Below are 20064 nucleotides of genomic sequence, written 5' to 3' on the forward strand. Positions count from 1 at the left end.
CGGGGACCGCGGCCCCGGATCCACGGCGAGGATCCGGGGCCGCGGCGTACCCGGATGACATACCAGCCGGTATGTTGGGACTCCAAGGTGTTACCCACTGGTAAGGAGTCAGGTATGCGGGCGATCCAGATCACCGAGTTCGGCGGCCCCGAGGTACTGCGGCCGGTCGAGCTGCCCGATCCTGTGGCCAAGCCGGGGCAGCTGCTCATCGACGTCGCCGCGGTCGGCGTGAACTACGCGGACACCCACTCGGTGGAGGACTCCTACCTCTCCCGCAGCACCCTTCCGATGGTGCCCGGCGGCGAGGTGGTCGGCCTGACCGCCGACGGCCGCAGGGTGGTCGCGCTCACCGCCACCGGCGGCTACGCCGAGAAGGCCGTGGCCTGGGAGAACATGGCGACCGAGGTGCCCGACGGAGTGTCCGACGGGGCCGCACTGGCGCTGGTCGTCCAGGGCCTGACGGCCTGGCACCTGCTGCGGACGGCCGGACGGATGGCCCCCGGCGAGACCGTGGTGGTGCACGCGGCGGCGGGCGGCACCGGCTCGCTGGCGGTGCAGCTGGCCCGGCGCTTCGGGGCCGGACGGATCATCGCCACCGCGTCCAGCAAGGAGAAGCGGGAGCTGGCCCTGGAGCTCGGCGCGGACGTCGCGGTGGAGGCCGAGGCCGAGGGGCTGAAGGAGCGCCTGGTCGAGGCCAACGGGGGCGCCAAGGTCGACCTGGTGCTGGAGATGACCGGCGGCCCGGTGTTCGACGCGTCGCTGGCCGCGCTGGCGCCGTTCGGACGCCTGGTGACCTACGGCATGGCCTCGCGCACCGAGCCCACGGCAGTCGCCGCGGGGAAGCTGATGGCGCACTCGACCGCCGTGGTCGGCTTCTGGCTGATGCACTGTGTGGGCAAGCCCGCGCTGCATGCCGAGCCGATGGCGGAGCTGCTGCGGATGGTTGCCGCGGGCGAGCTCAACCCGCTGGTGGGCGAGGCGTACCCGATGTCGGAGGCGGCCCGGGCCCACAGTGAGCTGCGCGCTCGGCGGACCGTGGGGAAGCTGGTGCTGGATCCCTGGCGGTAGCGTGCGGCACCTGCCTGGTTTGTCGCGCAGTTCCCCGCGCCCCTGGGGGTTAGGGGCGCGGGGAACTGCGCGACAAGCCCACTACGGTCCGCAGCCAAAGAAGCCCCTGCCCTAGCCACAACTGTTCTGACGGTCCATCATCTGCCCCGTAGGACACGATCCTCGGGAGGCGTCATGTCGAAGAAGACCCGCAAGCGCAGCTGGCGCAGGCGCAAGGCCAACCACGGCCGGCGGCCCAACTGCCGCTGACAGGTCGTGCCGACAGGCAATCAGGCGGCGGTGACCAGGAAGGACCTCCCCAGGTTTGTTCCCGGTCACCGCCGCCGGTCGTTGCTGCCCGCTCAGCCCAACAGGGCGTAGCCGGGCAGGGTCAGGAAGTCGGGGAACTCCTCCGCCAGCGCCACCTGCTCGAACAGCCCGGCGGCCTCGGTCCAGCGACCGGCCTGGTACGCCTCGTCGCCCAACTCGCTGCGCAGCTCCGCGAGTTCGGTGGCGACCAGCTCGCGGACCAGCTCCGGGGTGACCTTGACGCCGGTGTCGTCCAGCACCACCCCGTTGTAGATCCACTGCCAGATCTGCGAGCGGGAGATCTCCGCGGTGGCGGCGTCCTCCATCATGTTGAAGATGGCGACCGCCCCCAACCCGCCCAGCCAGGCCTCGATGTAGCGGATGCCGACCTGGACCGCGTTGTGCAGTCCGACGGCCGTGCACTCCCCGTCCGCGCCGGCGATGTCCAGCAGTTCGGCGGCGGTGACGGTGCCGGCCGGCTGGACGTCCTTCTGGTTGGGCCGGTCGCCGAGCACCGCGTCGAACGCGGTCCGGCAGATCGGCACCAGGTCGGGGTGGGCCACCCAGGAGCCGTCGAAGCCGTTGCCGGCCTCGCGCTCCTTGTCCGCGGTGACCTTCTCCATCGCGGCCGCGTTGACGGCCGGGTCGCGGCGGGAGGGGATGAACGCGGCCATCCCGCCGATGGCGTGGGCGCCGCGCTTGTGGCAGGTCTGGACCAGCAGTTGGGTGTACGCGCGCATGAACGGCGAGGTCATGCCGACGGAGTTGCGGTCCGGGAGGATGTACTGCTCCCCGGCGTCGCGCAGGTTCTTGATGATCGAGAAGAGGTAGTCCCAGCGCCCGGCGTTCAGCCCGGCGGCGTGGTCGCGCAGCTCGTAGAGGATCTCGTCCATCTCGAAGGCCGCGGTGATCGTCTCGATCAGGACGGTGGCCTTGACGGTGCCGTGCGGGATGCCGAGGGCCTCCTGGGCGTGGGTGAAGACCTCGTTCCAGAGCCGGGCCTCCAGGTGGCTCTCGGTCTTGGGGAGGTAGAAGTACGGGCCCGAGTTGGGGTCCTCCGCGCCGCGGGCCAGCAGCCGGGCGGCGTTGTGGAAGAAGTACAGCCCGAAGTCGACGAAGGCGCCGGCCACCGGCTCGCCGTCCACCAGCAGGTGCGCCTCGTCCAGGTGCCAGCCGCGCGGGCGGACCACGACGGTGGCGAGTTCGGCGTCGGGGCGCAGCGCGTAGCTCTTCCCGGCGCCGGTGCTGAAGTCGATCCGGCGCTCGAAGGCGTCGATCAGGTTGATCTGCCCCTCGACGACATTGCTCCAGGTCGGCGCGGTGGCGTCCTCGAAGTCGGCGAGCCAGACCTTGGCACCGGAGTTGAGGGCGTTGACGACCATCTTGCGGTCGGTGGGGCCGGTGATCTCGACCCGGCGGTCCTGAAGGGCCCGGGGTGCGGCGGCGACCTTCCAGTCGCCGCTGCGGACGGCGGCGGTCTCGGGGAGGAAGTCCAGGGTGCCCTCGGCGGCGATCCGGGCGCGGCGCTCCTTGCGCAGCGCCAGCAGTTCGCGGCGGCGCGGCCCGAAGCGGCGGGACAGGTCGGCGACGAAGGCGAGCGCCTCCGGCGTCAGCACCTCCTCGCCCCGGTCGACCGGGAGGCCGGCGACGACGATGGAGGCGGGTTCGGCTTCCTGCGGTCCTGCCATGGTCCAATGCTCCTTCAGGATGATGATCGAAAGGCGTGCTCGGTACCCTCGGTCTTCTGTAAGGTGGAGGCTAGTTTCCGCGATACAGAATTTCAACACTTTGTTGATGTTGATCGCGGCACACCGTACCCCTGCCCTGGAAGGTAGTCCTGTGGCGGCATCCCCCGCATCGATCGACGCTCCGGCAGACCGCTCCGGAGGCGTCCAGTCCGTCGAGCGCGCCTTCCAGTTGCTCGAGGTGCTCGCCGACTCGGGCGGGGTGAGCACGCTGAGCGATCTGGCGGCCGCCTCGGGACTGCCGATGCCCACCATCCACCGCCTGGTCCGCACCCTGGTCCAGCAGGGGTACGTCCGCCAGGACACCGCCCGCCGGTACACCCTCGGCCCCCGGCTGATCCGCCTCGGCGAGACCGCGGGGCGGCTGCTGGGCAGCTGGGCCCGGCCCTACCTGGCCGAGCTGATGGAGGCAACCGGCGAGACCGCGAACCTCGCGGTGCTGGAGGCCGGCGAGGTCGTCTACGTCGGGCAGGTGCCCTCGCGGCACTCCATGCGGATGTTCACCGAGGTCGGCCGCAGGGTGCAGCCGCACTGCACCGCCGTCGGCAAGATCCTGCTGGCGCAGCTGCCCCGGGAGGAGGCGGCGGGTGTGCTCGGCAGCGCGGCGCTGCCCGCCCACACCGAACACACCGTCACCGACCCGGCCCGGCTGCTCGCCCAGTTCGACGCGGTCCGGGCCGGTGGCTACGCCGTCGACGACCAGGAACAGGAGATCGGCGTCCGCTGCATCGCCGTCCTGGTCCCCGGCGCCCCCACGCCCACGGCGCTCTCCATCTCGGGGCCCGAGGCCCGGGTGCAGGCGCTGGAAGCCCGTAGCGGCGGGCTCATCCCGCAGATGCGGGAGATCGCCGTGCGCTTGGGTCAGGCTCTGGGGACAGCTGACTGACCGTAGATGGTTGTTCGCGCAGTTCCCCGCGCCCCCAGGGGTCTGCAACTGGCCCGCTTGCAATCAGCTAGGGGCGCGGGGAACTGCGCGAACAACCACGCACCAGGTAGAGCAGACGGCTAACCCCGCCACCGCTCCCATTGGCCAACAGTGTCGACGTCGTCTCCCGAAGCAACGTCCCCACACTCCACCAACAGAAGCTCCGAGGCCCGCGCAGCGAACAGCGCTCGCGCCCCCGCGTCCCCCACCGCACCCCGCGCCGCCTCCCCCCAGTACCCCGCAGGGATCCGCACCGGATGCCCCCGCCGCCCCCCGTACGCCGCCGCGGCGAACCCCTCCGCAGCGAGCACTCGCGCCACCGCCGCAGGCGTCACCCCGGGCGTGTCCACCAGCGAGACCAGCACCGCTGGCGCATCCGCAGGCAGCGCACCCAGGCCCGCGCGCAGCGAGGACCCCATCCCGGTGCGCCAGTCCCCGTTGCGCACGACCGTGCAGTCCCCCAGCTCGGCCGTCGCCAGGACCTCCTCGGCCCCCGCGCCCAGCACGACCACGATCCGCTCGCAGCCCCCCGCCCGCAGCACTGCGAGCGCATGCTCGACCAGCGGACGCCCCTGGTAGGGCAGCAGTGCCTTGGGGCCCAGCCCCAACCTGCGTCCCTCGCCGGCGGCCAGCAGCAGGGCGACAGGTGTGGAGGGCATGCGTCCAGTCTGCCGGGAGGGACCCGGACCCCGCGTTGGACGAAACTACAGCCCTGCCGCCGCCGCCTCCCCCGTTCACCGGGGCTTCACCCGCTGGACCGTTGCCCGGTACGGCCGTTCTACTGGGCCAATGCCCTGCACCACCGCCTCCCCCCTGACGGACCGTCTAGGCCGGGTCCACACCGATCTGCGGGTGTCCCTGACCGACCGGTGCAACCTGCGCTGCACCTACTGCATGCCGGAGCAGGGCCTGGACTGGCTGCCGCGACCGGAGCTGCTGACCGACGACGAGCTGGTGCGGCTGGTCGCCCTGGCGACCAGCCGGCTGGGCATCCGCACGGTCCGGCTCACCGGCGGCGAGCCGCTGCTGCGGCGCGGGCTGCCGGGCCTGGTCGCCCGGCTGGCCGCGCTGCCGAACGCCCCGGAGCTGTCGATCACCACCAACGGCGTCGGCCTGGCCCGCAGCGCCGCCGCCCTGCGCGAGGCCGGTCTGCGGCGGGTCAACGTCAGCCTGGACACGCTGCGGCCGGAGCGCTTCGCCGCGATCACCCGCCGCGACCGGCTCCAGGACGTGCTGCTCGGCCTGGCCGCGGCCCAGCTGGCGGGGCTGGCGCCGGTGAAGGTCAACGCGGTGCCGGTGCGCGGCGTCAACGACGACGAGATCGCCGAGCTGGCCGCCTTCGCCGTCGAGCACGGCTACCGGATGCGCTTCATCGAGTCCATGCCGCTGGACGCCCAGGGCGCCTGGGACCGGGCCAGGATGGTCACCGCCGACGAGATCCTGGCCCGGCTCGGCGAGCGCTTCGAGCTGGCGCCGCTGCCCCGCGAGGGCAACGCGCCCGCCGAGGAGTGGCGGGTGGTCGGGACCGACGCGGTCATCGGCGTGATCGCCAGCGTGACCCGACCCTTCTGCGGCGGCTGCGACCGGGTCAGGCTCACCGCCGACGGCCAGCTGCGCAACTGCCTGTTCGCGGCCACCGAGTCGGATCTGCGGGCCCTGCTCAGGGGCGGTGCCGACGACGACGCGGTCGAGGCCGCCTGGCGCGACTCGATCGCCGGCAAGGGCCCCGGCCACGCCATCGGCAGCGCCGACTTCCGGCAGCCGGACCGTCCGATGTCGGCCATCGGCGGCTGATCACCCGCGATCCGCACCGTCCCGTCCGATAAAGGGCCTCCCCGAACCCGTTTGGATCAGCGAGGATGTTAGGGCGCAGCCCGCCCCGACCGGAACGGACGGTTAGTCATGCCCGCCACGCCGCAGCCCGACAGCCAGGGGGCGCCACAGCCCGCTGCCCGCCCGGTGCGCTGCCCGTCCTGCCGTCGGGAGCACGCCTACGAGCCGTCCGTCTTCCCGTGCCCCTGCGGGGCCAGCCTCAAGGTGCCGCTGCTGCGCGGCGGGGTGCCGGTCCAGGTGCGGTTCCGCTCCTGGGAGGACTCCTGGCTGAGCATGCGCTGCCCGTCCTGCGGACGGTCCGAGCAGTGGCCGCAGCCCGAGTTCACCTGCTCCTGCGGGGCTACTGTGCGCCTGCCGGTGGACACCGACCGCAGGCCGGTGCCGATCGCGCCGCCCAAGCCGCCGACGGTCCAGCGCCCCGCGGTGCAGCACCCCTCGGGACAGCCCGTGGCCGGCCCGTACCCGTCCGGCCCGCAGCCGGGGCAGCCGCCCGCGGCGCAGCCACCGGTGGGCCGCCGCCCGGCGCCCTCGCGGCCGCCGTTCGTCCCGCATCCGGTGCGGAACTCGGACGACGCGATCCTGGCCGCGGCCCGCTACCTGGAGTGGCTGGGCTTCGGCACCCTGGAGGTGTCCGACTCGCAGGACCGCGAAGGGGTGTGCCTGCTCGGGACCACGGTCGTGGCCCAGGTCGACACCTGGACCGAGCCGGCCGACCTGCGCGCGGTCGAGTGCCTGTGGCTGAACACCCTGCACGCCGACGAGCTGCAGCCGGTGATGTTCACCCTGGCCGGCTACAACCAGGAGTCCCGCAACCGGGCGGACCAGCTGCTGGTGGCCCTGTTCGAGCTGGATCTGGAGGGCGTTCCGCAGCCGGTGAACTCCGCGGCGCGGGAACTGCTCCGCACCGGCGGCTCGAACTGACGCCACGTCAGTTCGAACTGGATCTGTGATTGATCTGGCGCGGGTGGTCGACTGCGTGTTGCAATTCCGTCACCACCGGCCCAGCAGCACGGAGGGGAGCCGTCCTTGTCGGTCAACCGAGGCGCGTCGGACCAGCGAACGACAGCGATCCCGAACCCCGACGGATCGGTCCCCGACGACTCGGCTCCCGGGGCCGCCACGCCCGACGGCGGCGCCACGGTCTGGCTGCTGCGCTCCCGCGGCTGCTGGGAGCCGGCCGCCGCGCTGCTGGAGCCCGCCGCCGCGCACTCCCCGGAGGCCGCGCTGGACCGGGCCGAGCTGCTGATCGAGCGCTCGCTCTTCGAGAACCGCGGCTGGGGCGAGGCCGAGAGCGCGCTGCGGCTGGCCGAGGCGGGCGCGCGGGTCGACGGCACCCGGGCCGCCGCCGCCTGCGCCCGCGGCTACCTCGCCTACTGCGCGACCCTGCTGCGGGTGCACGACCGGCTGGACGAGGCCCAGATGGCCCTCGGCCGGGCCTCCGCGATGCTCCCGCCGGACGCGCCGGGCCGTCCGCTGCTGGACTTCCGCCGCGGACTGGTCGCCGAGAACCTGCTGAAGGACCCGGCCGCCGCCCGCACCGCCTACCGTCGCGCCCACGCCGGGGCCGAGCAGCAGCGGGACGACCTGCTGCTGTCCTACACCTGGCGGCACCTCGCCTCCATCGCCCAGCAGGACGGCAACCTCGCCGGGGCCAGGCACGGCTTCGCCGAGTCGCTGCGGCTGCGCGAGCTGATCGGCTTCGCCATCGGCATCGCCCCCGCGCTGGCCTCGCTGGCCGAGGTCTCCCCCAGCCCGGAGGCCGTACTGCTGCGGGCCGAGGCGGCCCGGCTGGTCCGGACCTTCGGGGGCGTGCCGGTGTGGCTGGCCGAGGACGGCGGTCCCGGCGCAGCGGCCGATCAGCGGGACGGGCAGGCGCCGGGCCGGGCGTAGAGGCTGATCTCGACGCCCTTGACCTCCAGGCTGGTGCACTTCTGGAACCCCGAGGTCAGCTCCGCCTGCTTGGCCCGGTCCCGGGCCGCCGCGGTCGGCGAGGGCCCCTTCCCCTTGGTGCGGACGGTGATGATCCGGGTGAAGTCCGCCATCCGGTCCGTGATCTGCTGCGGCGTCAGCTCGACGCCGCCCAGCGTCGCCGAACCGGCCACCGGGGCGGACAGCGCCAGATCGGTCAGCCCCGCGTAGTCCTGCGGGAACGCCAGCTCGGACTGGCGCCGCGAGGTCGGCATGAAGAGCACCCCGTCCCCCGGCTCGGCGAGCGCGGCGACCGCCCTGGCGGTGCCCTGCAGGTCGTCGGACCGGCTCTGCGGGGTCCGCAGCTGCATCTCCACCGGCAGCAGCAGGAGCAGCGCCAGCGGTACGGCCAGCAGCGCGCGCCAGCCCAGCCGGGGCAGCCGCCGCCCGAGCGCGTCCAGCGCCGAGCCCACCAGCAGGGCCAGGCCCGCGTACTCGAACAGGACGTAGCGGTCCAGGTAGACCGGGTGCACCAGCGAGACGCCCAGCAGCACCGCCTGCGGCAGCAGGAGCAGCGGCAGCGCGAAGCCGCGCAGGCTGACGGCGCCGGACTGCCGCTGCGGCACCAGCGCGCAGAGCCCGCCGAGCAGGCACATCCCGGCGGCGAACAGCACGGTCCCGGTGCTCGGGGCGGTGATCCAGGCGACCTGCTGGGCCTGTTCCGCCCCGGCCACGGCCAGCGGGGCCAGGCCGGCCAGTACCGCCACCATGGCCGCCGCCCAGCCCGCCCACACCCGGCGCGGCACCCGCGCCAGCAGCAGCGTCACCGCGTGGGCGGCGATGGCCAGGGCCGCGTACTCGTGCAGCAGGCAGGTGACCAGGGCCGCTGCCGCGTAGCCGCACCAGCGCCCGGCGCTCGGGCGTTCCACCGCCCGGAGCAGCAGCAGCCCGCTGAACACCACCGCGGCCATGACCAGCGCATAGGAGCGGCCCTCCTGCGCGTACTGCTGGACCGCGGGGAAGACCGGCAGGACCAGGCCTGCGGCGAGCCCGGCCCGGGGTCCGGCCAGCCGGCGTCCGATCAGGGCGACCCCGGCCGCCGCTGCCGCCGTGCCCAGCACCGAGGGCAGCCGCAGCATTGCCGGGCCGCCGTCGTGGAGCTGGAACATGCCGTGCAGCAGCAGGTAGTACAGCGCGTGCACGGCGTCGACCTGGTGGACCAGCGCCCAGATCTGCCCGGTGCTGCGGTGCGCGACCTCCAGGCTGACCGCCTCGTCGCCCCAGAGACTGCGGTCCCGGCCGATGCCCCACAGGCCCAGCGTCAACGCCACTACCACAGGAGGCAGCAGCAGTGCCGGCGTTCCGAGTCGCCGCTCCGGTCCGCGACGCCCGGCCCCGGACCCTTCGGAGGGGCGAAGCCGCAGGCGGGAGCGGGTGGACACGGGGGGCATCCGGCCACCCTACCCGGTGTGTACACCAACGACGGATACACCCTTCCGGTGTATCCATCCCAAAAGCATCATGCGCCCCGGAGGTTTGAGCCAGGATGGTTCCCACTTCGGCACCGGCCGGGGTCGTGGACGTTTGAGCTCCGAGGTTTGGGCAGGGGCATGAGAGTTTCCGACACAACGCTGGGGTGGGGCGTCGCTGCCGTCACGGGCCTGCTTCTCATCGCGGGGCTGGCGACCCTGCTGCGGTCGCGCGGCTCCGCCTCCCGTGCGAGCACCGACTCGTGGGAGCGCAGCGAGGAACGGCGGCGCAAGAAGGAGGCCCTGTACGGCTCGGCCTCCTACGTGCTGCTGTTCTGCTGCGCCGCGGTGGCCGCCGCGCTGTCCTTCCACGGGCTGGTCGGCTTCGGCGTGCAGAACCTGGGGCTGTCCGGCGGCTGGGAGTACCTGGTGCCGTTCGGCCTGGACGGGGCGGCGTGCTTCTGCTCGGTGCTGGCGGTGCGCGAGGCCAGCCACGGCGACGCGGCGCTGGGCTCGCGCATCCTGGTGTGGCTGTTCGCGGCCGCCTCCGCCTGGTTCAACTGGGTGCACGCGCCGCGCGGGGTGGACCACCACGGCGCGCCGCAGTTCTTCGCCGGGATGTCGCTCTCGGCCGCGGTGCTGTTCGACCGCGCGCTGAAGCAGACCCGCCGGGCGGCGCTGCGCGAGCAGGGCCTGGTGCCGCGTCCGCTGCCGCAGATCCGCATCGTGCGCTGGCTGCGGGCGCCCCGGGAGACCTACGCCGCCTGGTCGCTGATGCTGCTGGAGAACGTCCGCAGCCTGGACGAGGCGGTCGACGAGGTCCGCGACGACAAGCGGCAGCGCGAGATCGAGCGGCACGAGCAGCGCCGGGCCTCCCGGCACGAGCGGGCCGAGCTGCGGGCGCTGAGCAGCCGCGGCTGGTCCCGCGGGCTGCGCGCACAGGCGGAGCTGCCGGCCCCGGCCGGTCCGCGTACGGCCGCGGGTGAGCGCTCACCGGCCGCGGAGCCCGTCATAGCCGACAACGACCCGCTGGAGACGGAGACCCCCGCGACCCCGGTCCCGCCGGTGGTCGAGCTGCCGGTGCGGCCCAGGCCGGAGGAGCGGACCTTCGACCTCTCGGCGGAGGACGACACGCTGACCCTGCCCAGGCTGGACTCGCTGGAGCAGAAGCTCAAGGACCTGGAACAGCTCTACGGCTGAGGTTCCGGGTCGGCGGCCTTCGGCTGACGGTGGATCAGCTCGAACCACATCCGCTTGCCGCTGCCCCGGGGGTCCACGCCCCAGGCGTCGGAGAGCGCCTCGACCAGCATCAGCCCGCGCCCGGAGGAGGCCTGCTCCCCGGGCGTGCGGCGGCGGGGCCACAGGTCCGACTCGTCGTCCACCTCGACCCGGAGCCGGGCCGGCCCCTCCGGGCCGCCCTCCTGGTAGAGGCGGGCGGTCAGCACCGCGTCCCGGTCGGTGTGCACCAGGGCGTTGGTGACCAGCTCCGAGGTCAGCAGTTCCACGGTGTCGGCGAGGTCGCCGACACCCCAGCGCCGGACCGCGTCCCGCAGCTCGCCGCGCACCTCGGAGATCTGGGCCAGGTCGGCCTGCTGGATCCGGCGCCGCAGCTGCCGGGGGCGGCTCTCGGCCGGGCCCTCCCAGCGGAGCAGCAGCAGGGCGATGTCGTCGTCCCGGTCATGGCTGTCGGCAGCCTGCTCCTCCAGCCGGTCGGCCAGCGCCTCCAGGGCCGCGGGCCCCTCCGGGTGCGGACCGGCGATGGTACGGCGCAGCCGCTCCATGCCCTCGTCGATGTCGATGGTGCGGGTCTCCACCAGTCCGTCGGTGCAGAGCAGGAGCATCTCCCCAGGGTCCAGGGTGAACCGGGTGACCGGGTAGGCGCTCTCCGGGTCGATGCCCAGCGGCAGCCCGCCGGCCACCGGCTGGACCGCGGCGCTGCCGTCGGCGCGGCGCACCAGCGGGTCCAGGTGCCCGGCGCGCACCGCGTAGACGGCGCCGTAGTCGACGTTGACCTCGGCGTAGAGGCAGGTCGCGAAGTGCCCGGTGTCCAGGTCGGCGAGGAAGCGTGAGGCGCGGGCCATCACCGCGGCCGGCGGGTGGCCCTCGGCGGCGTAGGCGCGCAGCGCGATCCGCAGCTGGCCCATCACCCCGGCGGCGTGCACGTCGTGCCCCTGCACGTCGCCGATGACCAGCCCGACGTGGCCGCCGGGCAGCGGCACCACGTCGTACCAGTCGCCGCCGATCTGCAGCCCGGTCCCGGCCGGGAGGTAGCGCACCGCGGTGCTGAACCCGGGCAGCGGCGGCACCCGGCGCGGCAGCAGCACCCGCTGCAGGCCCGCGGCCAGCTCGTGCTCGGCGTCGTGCAGCCGGGCCCGGGCCAGCGACTGGGCGACCATGCCGCCCAGGGTGCTGAGCAGGGTCCGGTCCTCGGAGTCCAGCTCGCGGTCCTCGGCGAAGCTGACCAGGCAGACGCCCAGCGGTCGGCCGCTGGCGATCAGCGGCAGGAAGGCCCAGGCGCTGTGCCTGGTGTGCTGCACCATCGGCGCCCAGGCGCCGGGGAAGCGCTGCTGGTACTCCGGCCGGCTGGAGATGAACACCGGGGTGCGGGTGCGCAGCGCCAGCGCCGCCGGGTGGTCGGCGTCCAGCGGGACGTGGTTGTGCGGCGGCGGCGCGGTGTCCGGGTCGTAGCCGGTGGAGCGCAGGATCTGGATCCGGCCGTTCTCCAGCACGGCCAGGATCAGCCCGTCCGGGGGGATGCCCGGCAGCGGCAGCTCGGTGAAGACCCGGGCCACGTCGTTCATGCTGGTGGCCTCGGACAGGGCCCGGGCGGCCTCCTTGATGAAGCGGGTGCGCTCCTCGCGGAGCACCGCCAGATGGTCGGCGCGCACCCGTTTGTGCAGCTCGGCGGTGGCGTCCCAGACGAAGCCGACCATGTGCGAGGGCCTGCCGCGCTCGTCGGCCAGGACCCGTCCGCGGAAGCGCACCGCGTGCATCTCGCCGTCGGCGAAGACGGTGCGGTAGTAGGCGCCGCACTGGCCCAGCGTCTCCACCGCCCTGGCCACCCGGCGCCGCACGATCGGGGCGTCCTCGGGGTGCAGCATGGCCAGGAAGGACTCGGAGTTCAGCGGCGGGGGGCGGTGCCCGGTGCCGTCGTCGAGCGGGATGCCGAGGATCAGACAGGCGCGGTCGTCGCCGTCGACGATGTCGCTGTGCAGGTCCCAGTCGAAGGAGCCGATCCCGTTGGCGGCCATGGCCGGCGCCAGCCAGGCGGGGGTGGCCTCACCGGACTCCGAATCGCCCTGCAGGCTCGCTGCCATCAGACCGCCGGACGAGGAGAGGAAGGTGAGTCCCGGAAGCTCCGTGGGCAGGCGCGGCGACTGGGGTGCGGACGCCATTGCTCTCCCTGCCGGTCGTCGGTTCCGTGACTCCCGGAGGTCGGCGGCCCCTGGCCGGCGACTGCGGAAAAACGTCACGTTTATCTGGGCTTCATCCTGTCGGATGAAGGTATCAGCGGCAATGCCGGAATCGGAGTCCGGCGCGTCCCGGCTCCTTGCTGGACATCGACCAGTCGGTCGGGGTTCAATGCCAGCGAGGGTTTGAACGGCGTTCTAAAGACCGGGACGAGGCACTGTGCGACTGACACCGACCGAGCGGGACCGGCTGCTGCTCTTCACCGCCGCCGAGCTGGCCCGAGCGCGGCGGGCGCGCGGGGTGCGGCTGAATGTGCCGGAGGCCACCGCGCTGATCGCCGACACCGTCTGCGAGGCCGCCCGTGACGGCCGGCGGCTGGCCGAGGCGGTCGAGGCCGGCCGGTCCGTGCTGACCGCCGCCGACGTGCTGCCCGGCGTCCCGGACGTGGTGACCACGCTGCAGGTGGAGGCGGTCTTCGACGACGGGACCAGGCTCTGCGTGATCGACGACCCGTTCCGCGGCGCCGGATCGCTGGGCTCGGACGCCCCCGGGGCCGCACTGCCCGGCACCGGCGAGGGCTACCAGGCACCCGAAGCGCCGGTACGGCTGCCGGTGCGCAACACCTCGCCGGTGCCGATCAGCGTCACCTCGCACTTCCACTTCTTTGAGGCCAATCCGCGGCTCGCCTTCGACCGCGCCGCCGCCTACGGCACCCGACTGGCGGTACCGGCCGGCTCCACGGTGCGCTTCGACGCCGGGGCGACCGTCGAGGTGGAACTGCTGCCGATCGGCGGCGCCCGGGTGGCCATCGGCTTCGCCGGCCTGGTGGACGGCCCGCTGGACGCCCCCGGCGCCAGGGAGGCGGCACTGGAGAAGGCCCGCGCCACCGGATATCTGACCCAGTACCAGGAGGACGGCCAGTGACCGCCAGCGGTTTCGACGCCCACGGCTGCCACGGCCGCCCCGGGCCCAGCAGCACCATCTCCCCCGCCGACTACATCGCCGTGCACGGCCCGCGCACCGGCGACCGGGTCCGGCTGGGCGACTCCGGTCTGATCGTCCGGGTCGAGTCCGACTCCCAGCAGCCCGGCGAGGAGTTCCTGGCCGGCTTCGGCAAGACGGCCAGGGACGGCCTGCACCTCAAGGCCGCCGCCGTCCGCGACACCTGCGACGTGGTGATCAGCAACGTCCTGGTCATCGACGCCGTGCAGGGCATCCGCAAGACCAGCATCGGCATCCGCGAGGGCCGGATCTGCTCCATCGGCCGGGCCGGGAACCCGGACACCCTGGACGGGGTGGACGTCGTGGTCGGCACCGGCACCACCATCGTCTCCGGCGAGGGCATGATCGCCACGGCCGGGGCCATCGACACCCATGTGCACCTGCTGTCGCCGCGGATCATGGAGGCCTCGCTGGCCTCCGGCGTCACCACGATCATCGGCCAGGAGTTCGGCCCGGTCTGGGGGGTCGGCGTCAACTCGCCCTGGGCGCTGCGGCACGCCTTCAACGCCTTCGACGCCTGGCCGGTGAACATCGGCTTCCTGGCCCGCGGCTCCTCCTCGGACGGCGCACCGCTGGTCGAGGCCCTGGCCGAGGGCGGCGCCTCCGGCTTCAAGGTGCACGAGGACATGGGCGCGCACACCCGCGCGCTGGACACCGCTCTGCGGGTCGCCGAGGAGCACGACGTCCAGGTGGCCCTGCACACCGACGGGCTGAACGAGTGCCTGTCCGTGGAGGACACCCTGGCCGTGCTGGCGGGCCGGACCATCCACGCCTTCCACATCGAGGGCTGCGGCGGCGGACACGTCCCCAACGTGCTGAAGATGGCCGGTGTCCCCAACGTCATCGGCTCCTCCACCAACCCGACCCTGCCCTTCGGCCGGGACGCGCTGGGCGAGCACTTCGGCATGATCGTCTCCGCGCACGACCTCAAGGTCGACCTGCCCGGTGACGCCGCGATGGCCCGCGACCGGATCCGGGCCGGGACCATGGGCGCCGAGGACGTGCTGCACGACCTGGGCGTCATCGGCATCACCTCCTCCGACGCCCAGGGCATGGGCCGGGCCGGCGAGACGGTGCGCCGGACCTTCGCCCTGGCCGGGAAGATGAAGTACGAGCTGGGCCCCATGGACGGTGCAGGTTCGTTCGGTGAGAGCAGCGGCGGCGACGACAACGAGCGGGTGCTGCGCTACATCGCCAAGCTCACCATCAACCCCGCCATCGCCCACGGCCTGGCCCACGAGATCGGCTCCATCGAGGTCGGCAAGCTCGCCGACCTGGTGCTCTGGCGCGCCGACCACTTCGGCGCCAAGCCGCAACTGGTGCTGAAGTCCGGCTTCCCCGCCTACGGGGTCACCGGCGACCCCAACGCCTCCACCGACCGCTGCGAACCGCTGGTGCTGGGCCCGCAGTTCGGGGCGCACGGGGCGACCGCCGCCGACATCTCGGTGGCCTTCGTCGCCCAGGCGGCCGTCGACAACGGCGACGCCATGCCGACCCGGCGCCGGCGCGTCGCGGTCCGCAACACCCGTGGCATCGGCCCGCGCGACATGCTGCGCAACGGCCGCACCGGCACCGTCGACGTCGACCCGGCCACCGGGCTGGTCTCCCTGGACGGCGAGCTGCTGCAGTCCGTCCCGGCCGACTCGGTCTCCCTCAGCCGCCTCTACTTCCTCTAAGGACAAGCACCATGACGAACCCTCAGATCCCCGACCCGCAGACCCCCGCCGAGCTGGGCTACTCGATGCCCGCCGAGTGGCAGCCGCACGACCGCACCTGGATGGCCTTCCCCACCCCCAACGAGACCTTCACCGGTGACGACCTGCACGCCGCCCGGGAGGCCTGGGCCGCCGTCGCCAACACCGTGGTCCGCTACGAGCCGGTGACGCTGGTGGTCGCCCTCGGCGAGACCGAGGCCGCCCGCGGCTACGTCTCCGCCGAGGTCGAGATCGTCGAACGGCCGCTGGACGACGCCTGGATGCGCGACATCGGCCCCACCTTCCTCACCGACGGCAAGGGCGGCCTGGCCGCCGCCGACTGGGTCTTCAACGGCTGGGGCGCCCAGGAGTGGGCCAGCTGGGAGCACGACCAGCACATCGCCGAGGAGGTCAGCGCCCTGGCCGGGGTCCGCCGCTTCGCCTCCCGCCTGATCAACGAGGGCGGAGGCATCCACGTCGACGGCGAGGGCACCGTCCTGCTCACCGAGACCGTGCAGCTCGGCGAGGGCCGCAACGCGGACTGGACCAAGGAGCAGGTGGAGGCGGAGATCCACGCCCACCTGGGCACCACCAAGGCGATCTGGGTGCCGCGCGGCCTGACCCGCGACTACCAGCGCTTCGGCACCCGCGGCCACATCGACATCGTCGCCGCCTTCCTCAAGCCCGGCACCGTCGCGGTGCACAGCCAGCCCGACCCGGCCCACCCCGACCACGAGGTCACCCGGCAGATCGCCGACCTGCTCCGGGCCTCCACCGACGCCCGCGGCCGCCGGCTGGAGGTGGTCGAACTCCTGGCCCCCACCGTGCTCTTCGAGGAGGACGGCGAACCCGTCGACTACTCCTACATCAACCACTACCTCTGCAACGGCGCCGTCGTCCTCTGCGCCTTCGACGACCCCCGCGACCAGGCCGCCGCCGAACTGTTCGCCCGTCACTTCCCGGACCGGAAGGTCGAGTTGGTCGACGCCCGGGAGATCTTCGCCAACGGGGGCGGCATTCACTGCATCACCCAGCAGCAGCCCCGGGCCTGAACCTCAGCGGGCCGCCCGGACCTCCAGCCAGACCGTCTTGCCGCGCTCGGACGGGGCGCTGCCCCAGACCTCGGCCAGCCGGGTGACGATGTGCAGGCCGTGGCCGCCGGGGCGGGCCGCCTGGTGCGGGGTGCGCGGGTGGGGCTGGTGCGGGCTGAGGTCGGAGACCTCCACCCGCAGCCGCTCCCCGGTGCAGCGCAGCGCCAGCTCGGTCGGCCCGCCGGCGTGCAGGCAGGCGTTGGTGACCAGTTCCGAGACCAGCAGCAGCACGTCCTCGGCCACCGCCTGCTGCTCCTCGGTCCGCCCCGGCAGCCACTCCCAGTCGGTCAGCGCCTTGCGGGAGAAGTCGCGGGCCCGTCCGACCGGCCCCGCGGTGCCGGTCAGGGCCAGCCGCCGGATCTGGCCGCCGGGTGGCAGGACCGGGGTGCGCCTGACCGTGTCCTGGCCCATCACGCGGCCGCCAGCGCGTCGTCGAGATCGGGATGGACGCTGAACACCGTCCCGGCGCCGGTGATGTCGAACATCCGGACCACATGGCCGCGCAGCGCGGCCAGCCGGATGACCACGCCCTGACCGTCGGCCTGCAGTCGGGCCGCCAGCAGCACATTGAGCCCGGTGGAGTCGCAGAAGGCCAGCTCGGAGCAGTCCACCACCACGGTCGGACGGCGTCCCGCCCGTCCGGCCCGCGCCAGGGCCTCCGCCAGCCGCTCCCGCAGGGCCGGGGCGGTGTCGTGGTCCAACTCGCCGGTGAGGGCCAGTACCGGGACGGCTCCGACCTCGCGCAGGTGCACGGCGAAGCGCGGGATCGCGTCCGCTCCGAGCTCGGGCACGGTCACTCCTCGACGAGCAGGTGCGCCCGCAGCTTGTCCAGGGCCCGGGTCAGCAGCCGGGAGACGTGCATCTGCGAGATGCCCAGCTCCGCGCCGATCTGGGACTGCGTCAGTTCGGCTCCGAAGCGCAGCGACAGCAGGATCCGCTCGCGCTCGCTGAGCCCGGCCATCAGCGGCTTGAGCGACTCCAGGTTCTCGATGCCCTCCAACCCGGGGTCGAGGGTGCCGACCCGGTCCGCGAAGGAGCCCTCGGTCTCGTCCTCGCCGGGCTGGGCGTCCAGGGAGCTCACCGAGTAGGCGTTGCTGGCGACCAGGCCCTCGCAGACCTCCTCCTCGGTGATGTCGAGGTGCGCGGCCAGCTCGGCCGCGGTCGGGGAGCGGTCCAGCGCCTGGGCGAGGTCGTCGCCGGCCCGGGCCAGGGCGAGCCGGAGCTCCTGCAGCCGGCGCGGCACGTGCACGGCCCAGCTGGTGTCCCGGAAGAAGCGCTTGATCTCGCCGAGCACGGTCGGCAGGGCGAAGGTGGGGAACTCCACCCCGCGGGCCGGGTCGAACCGGTCGATGGCCTTGATCAGGCCGATCGTGCCGACCTGGACGATGTCCTCCATCGGCTCGCTGCGGGTGCGGAACCGCGCGGCGGCGAAGTGGACCAGCGCCATGTTCAGCTCCACCAGGGTGTTGCGCACGTACTGGTACTCGTGCGTGCCCTCCTCCAGCGTCGCCAGCCGGGCGAACATCACCTTGGACATGGCCCGGGCGTCGGTGGGACTGACACCGGCCGGGTCCAGGAGAGCGGCGGGGTGGACGACAGCGGCGGGGTCGGCGAAGGCAGGCAGTGCCACGTCCGCGACGGGTTCCGCGGACCGCTGCGGGGCAGCGGCGGTGCTCCTCGTCATGACCTTGGTACTGCTGTTCATGGTGCTCCTCCCTGGGATGTGACCGGCATGAACGGCTTCCACGCGGTCGATCGCTCACTGATCAGGACTGACTTCGGGCGGTCGTGTACCCGGGCAGGTCGATCCCATGCGCCGGGAGCCGGAATGATTTCGAACGGGCGCGCCGGTCCGGCTCCGGTCCGGCTGCTTTACTGGGTTAGAACGACATTCCAACGCCATCGGAGGGACCGGCGTGCCAGACCGGGAGCAGGGCCGACGCCCCGCGCCGCCGCGCGAGGAGGTGTTCGCCGCGGCGATGGACGCCATCGCCGGGCAGGGGCTGGCCGCACTGACCATGGCCGGGCTCGGACGGCGCCTGGGCATGAGCGCGGGACACCTCCTCTACTACTTCGGCAGCAAGGACCAGCTGCTGCTGGAGACCCTGGGCTGGAGCGAGTCCGAACTGGGCGAGCGCCGCCGCACCGCGCTCCGCTCGGACGCGCCGGCGGCCCGGCGGCTGGACGACTACGTCGCCCTCTACCTGCCGACCGGCATCGGCGACCCGCGCTGGGCCCTGTGGGTGGAGGTCTGGGGCCGCTCGCTCGCCGTCGAGGCGATGCGCACCGGGCAGGCCGTGATCGAGGCCGCCTGGCGGACGGACCTGGTGGCACTGCTGCGCCAGGGCATCGCAGCCGGCGAGTTCCGGGCCGTCGACCCGGAGCGCTTCGCGGTACGGCTCGGCGCCCTGCTGGACGGCTTCGGCACGCCCGTGGTCACCGGAGTGCCCGGGGCCGGCCGGGAGGCGGCGCTGGCGCACATCGGCGAATACCTGGACGACTCGCTCCACCTGCGGTGACGCCGCCGCAGCGGGCCGGGCGGGCCGATGGACGGCCACCCGGCCGCTCGGTAGCATCAGCCGCCCCGCCGCCGATGAGCGGGCCTTTCCCAGGTGGAGTCACCTTGCCCTGTCCGTCCTGTTCGTCCCCGTATCTCGACCCCTACGGACGGTGCTCCGCCTGCGGCTGGGGCGGCGCCCAGCCGCCGCCCTCGGCCTACTACCCGGTCGCCTACACCGTGCCCACGGCGCCGACCGGGCTGGCGCTGGCCGTACAGATCCTGTTCGCCGTCGGCCTGCTGGTGTCGCTGCTCTTCGTCGGCCTGGACGGCTACGGCCTCGCGCTGTCGCACTCGATAGCCGCGGACGGCTCCGGCAGCCACCTGGACGCGGCCACCGCCACCGACGGCGGGGCCGCACTGCTCCTGGTGCTGGAACTGCTGCTGGTCCTCGGCACCGCCGTCACCTTCATCATCTGGTTCTTCAGGTCCGCCAGGCTCTCCGCGGTGCTGGCCCCGGGCCAGCAGCGGCTGAGCCCCGGCTGGGCGATCGGCGGCTGGTTCGTCCCGCTCGCCTACCTGGTGCTCCCCCGGCTGGTGGCCGGGGACATCTGGCGGGCCGCCGAGCCGCTGGCCGAGCAGCCGGTGCGCCGGCCGCGCACCCTGCTGGTGACCTTCTGGTGGCTGACCTTCGCCCTGAGCCAGCTGGTCTTCGCGCTGCCCTACGCCCCGCTGGCCATGCTGATGCGGCACAGCAACGAACTGGGCGACGACATCAGCGTCCCGGTCTCCACCGCGTGGTTCGTCTGGGCGTTCGTGATCGGGGCGCTGCGGATCGCGGCCGCCGTGCTCGGCATCCTGATGGTGCGTCGGGTGACCAGCCGTCAGCAGGTGCGGATCATGCAGGGACCGGGGACGGGACACCCCTACTCGATGGCAGCGGCGATGCAGGCCCCGGTCTACGGGACCGCTCCGGTGCCTCCCGCTCCGGCCGTGGAATTCGCCAAGCCCGCGGCCGAGCCCGTCCCGGTCGAGCCCGCCGCCGTCGAGCCCGCGGACGCGGTACCGGCCGACGCCGTGCCCGCCGACGCCGTACCCGGGCAGGCCGAGGACTGACCGCGCCCGCCCCCGGC

The 20064-nt window shown here is 73.4% G+C and carries 19 protein-coding genes; 12 read left to right on the plus strand and 7 right to left on the minus strand.

Going from position 1 to position 20064, the window contains the following annotated elements; translation table 11 throughout:
* Positions 1 to 114: 114 nt before the first annotated feature.
* The gene (locus IF29_RS0100420) at positions 115 to 1068 is read left to right on the plus strand and encodes a quinone oxidoreductase family protein (RefSeq protein WP_030248104.1); all 954 of its coding nucleotides are present in this window, start codon (positions 115 to 117) and stop codon (positions 1066 to 1068) included.
* 174 nt (positions 1069 to 1242) lie between these two features.
* Positions 1243 to 1317, plus strand: coding sequence for a hypothetical protein (locus tag IF29_RS49200; protein WP_475630825.1), 75 nt, complete (start codon positions 1243 to 1245; stop codon positions 1315 to 1317).
* 92 nt (positions 1318 to 1409) lie between these two features.
* Here IF29_RS49200 and aceB read toward each other — a convergent pair whose 3' ends face one another.
* Complete coding sequence (gene aceB, locus IF29_RS0100425; RefSeq protein ID WP_030248107.1) at positions 1410 to 3044, minus strand: malate synthase A; 1635 nt, start codon at positions 3042 to 3044, stop codon at positions 1410 to 1412.
* Positions 3045 to 3150: 106 nt separating this feature from the next.
* On the opposite strand from aceB, the gene IF29_RS0100430 reads away from it, so the two are divergent.
* Positions 3151 to 3987: an IclR family transcriptional regulator gene (locus tag IF29_RS0100430; RefSeq protein ID WP_084713301.1), complete on the plus strand. Its 837-nt coding sequence runs from the start codon at positions 3151 to 3153 to the stop codon at positions 3985 to 3987.
* A gap of 119 nt (positions 3988 to 4106) precedes the next feature.
* On the opposite strand, the gene IF29_RS0100435 is transcribed toward IF29_RS0100430, so the two are convergent.
* The gene (locus IF29_RS0100435; protein ID WP_030248112.1) at positions 4107 to 4685 is read right to left on the minus strand and encodes a nucleotidyltransferase family protein; all 579 of its coding nucleotides are present in this window, start codon (positions 4683 to 4685) and stop codon (positions 4107 to 4109) included.
* Positions 4686 to 4815: 130 nt separating this feature from the next.
* On the opposite strand from IF29_RS0100435, the gene moaA reads away from it, so the two are divergent.
* From moaA to IF29_RS41405, 3 genes are all read left to right on the plus strand, one after another.
* Positions 4816 to 5820 carry a GTP 3',8-cyclase MoaA gene (gene moaA, locus IF29_RS0100440; protein ID WP_030248113.1) on the plus strand — a complete coding sequence of 335 codons (1005 nt, stop codon included), beginning with the start codon at positions 4816 to 4818 and terminating at the stop codon, positions 5818 to 5820.
* A gap of 108 nt (positions 5821 to 5928) precedes the next feature.
* Complete coding sequence (locus tag IF29_RS0100445) at positions 5929 to 6780, plus strand: hypothetical protein (RefSeq protein WP_051724722.1); 852 nt, start codon at positions 5929 to 5931, stop codon at positions 6778 to 6780.
* Between the two features lie 105 nt (positions 6781 to 6885).
* Positions 6886 to 7749, plus strand: coding sequence for a hypothetical protein (locus IF29_RS41405; protein WP_380523095.1), 864 nt, complete (start codon positions 6886 to 6888; stop codon positions 7747 to 7749).
* Here IF29_RS41405 and IF29_RS0100455 read toward each other — a convergent pair.
* Complete coding sequence (locus IF29_RS0100455; protein WP_198037233.1) at positions 7716 to 9098, minus strand: glycosyltransferase family 39 protein; 1383 nt, start codon at positions 9096 to 9098, stop codon at positions 7716 to 7718. The two genes, IF29_RS41405 and IF29_RS0100455, sit on opposite strands and share 34 nt — an antisense overlap.
* Before the next feature lie 279 nt (positions 9099 to 9377).
* Here IF29_RS0100455 and IF29_RS0100460 point away from each other — a divergent pair, with 279 nt between their 5' ends.
* Positions 9378 to 10436: a DUF2637 domain-containing protein gene (locus IF29_RS0100460; protein ID WP_030248121.1), complete on the plus strand. Its 1059-nt coding sequence runs from the start codon at positions 9378 to 9380 to the stop codon at positions 10434 to 10436.
* On the opposite strand, the gene IF29_RS41410 is transcribed toward IF29_RS0100460, so the two are convergent.
* The gene (locus IF29_RS41410; protein WP_051724724.1) at positions 10427 to 12631 is read right to left on the minus strand and encodes a SpoIIE family protein phosphatase; all 2205 of its coding nucleotides are present in this window, start codon (positions 12629 to 12631) and stop codon (positions 10427 to 10429) included. The two genes, IF29_RS0100460 and IF29_RS41410, sit on opposite strands and share 10 nt — an antisense overlap.
* A 235-nt stretch (positions 12632 to 12866) precedes the next feature.
* On the opposite strand from IF29_RS41410, the gene ureA reads away from it, so the two are divergent.
* From ureA to IF29_RS0100480, 3 genes are read left to right on the plus strand one after another with little or no spacing between them, the layout of a single operon-like run.
* Positions 12867 to 13571 (plus strand): urease subunit gamma, encoded by a 705-nt coding sequence (gene ureA, locus IF29_RS0100470; protein WP_030248123.1) that lies wholly within the window; start codon positions 12867 to 12869, stop codon positions 13569 to 13571.
* A gap of 56 nt (positions 13572 to 13627) precedes the next feature.
* Positions 13628 to 15325 carry an urease subunit alpha gene (locus IF29_RS0100475; protein WP_030248126.1) on the plus strand — a complete coding sequence of 566 codons (1698 nt, stop codon included), beginning with the start codon at positions 13628 to 13630 and terminating at the stop codon, positions 15323 to 15325.
* Between the two features lie 11 nt (positions 15326 to 15336).
* Positions 15337 to 16395, plus strand: coding sequence for an agmatine deiminase family protein (locus IF29_RS0100480; protein ID WP_030248129.1), 1059 nt, complete (start codon positions 15337 to 15339; stop codon positions 16393 to 16395).
* Between the two features lie 3 nt (positions 16396 to 16398).
* Here IF29_RS0100480 and IF29_RS41415 read toward each other — a convergent pair whose 3' ends face one another.
* The 3 genes from IF29_RS41415 to IF29_RS0100495 are packed head-to-tail and all read right to left on the minus strand — an operon-like array spanning position 16399 to position 18139.
* Positions 16399 to 16845 carry an ATP-binding protein gene (locus IF29_RS41415; protein ID WP_157623495.1) on the minus strand — a complete coding sequence of 149 codons (447 nt, stop codon included), beginning with the start codon at positions 16843 to 16845 and terminating at the stop codon, positions 16399 to 16401.
* The gene (locus IF29_RS0100490) at positions 16845 to 17225 is read right to left on the minus strand and encodes an STAS domain-containing protein (protein WP_030248130.1); all 381 of its coding nucleotides are present in this window, start codon (positions 17223 to 17225) and stop codon (positions 16845 to 16847) included. The genes IF29_RS41415 and IF29_RS0100490 overlap by 1 nt, the downstream gene beginning before the upstream one ends.
* A gap of 2 nt (positions 17226 to 17227) precedes the next feature.
* On the minus strand, positions 17228 to 18139 hold the full coding sequence (locus IF29_RS0100495) for an RNA polymerase sigma factor SigF (RefSeq protein ID WP_380523099.1): 912 nt from the start codon (positions 18137 to 18139) through the stop codon (positions 17228 to 17230).
* A 211-nt stretch (positions 18140 to 18350) separates the two neighbouring features.
* Between IF29_RS0100495 and IF29_RS0100500 the strand changes: the two genes are divergently transcribed.
* Complete coding sequence (locus IF29_RS0100500) at positions 18351 to 18953, plus strand: TetR/AcrR family transcriptional regulator (RefSeq protein WP_030248133.1); 603 nt, start codon at positions 18351 to 18353, stop codon at positions 18951 to 18953.
* A 104-nt stretch (positions 18954 to 19057) separates the two neighbouring features.
* Complete coding sequence (locus IF29_RS0100505; protein WP_030248135.1) at positions 19058 to 20047, plus strand: DUF4328 domain-containing protein; 990 nt, start codon at positions 19058 to 19060, stop codon at positions 20045 to 20047.
* The last annotated feature ends 17 nt before the right edge of the window (positions 20048 to 20064 follow it).

It is taken from the genome of Streptacidiphilus jeojiense (genome assembly GCF_000719095.1).
GTDB classification, from domain to species: Bacteria; Actinomycetota; Actinomycetes; order Streptomycetales; family Streptomycetaceae; genus Streptacidiphilus; species Streptacidiphilus jeojiensis.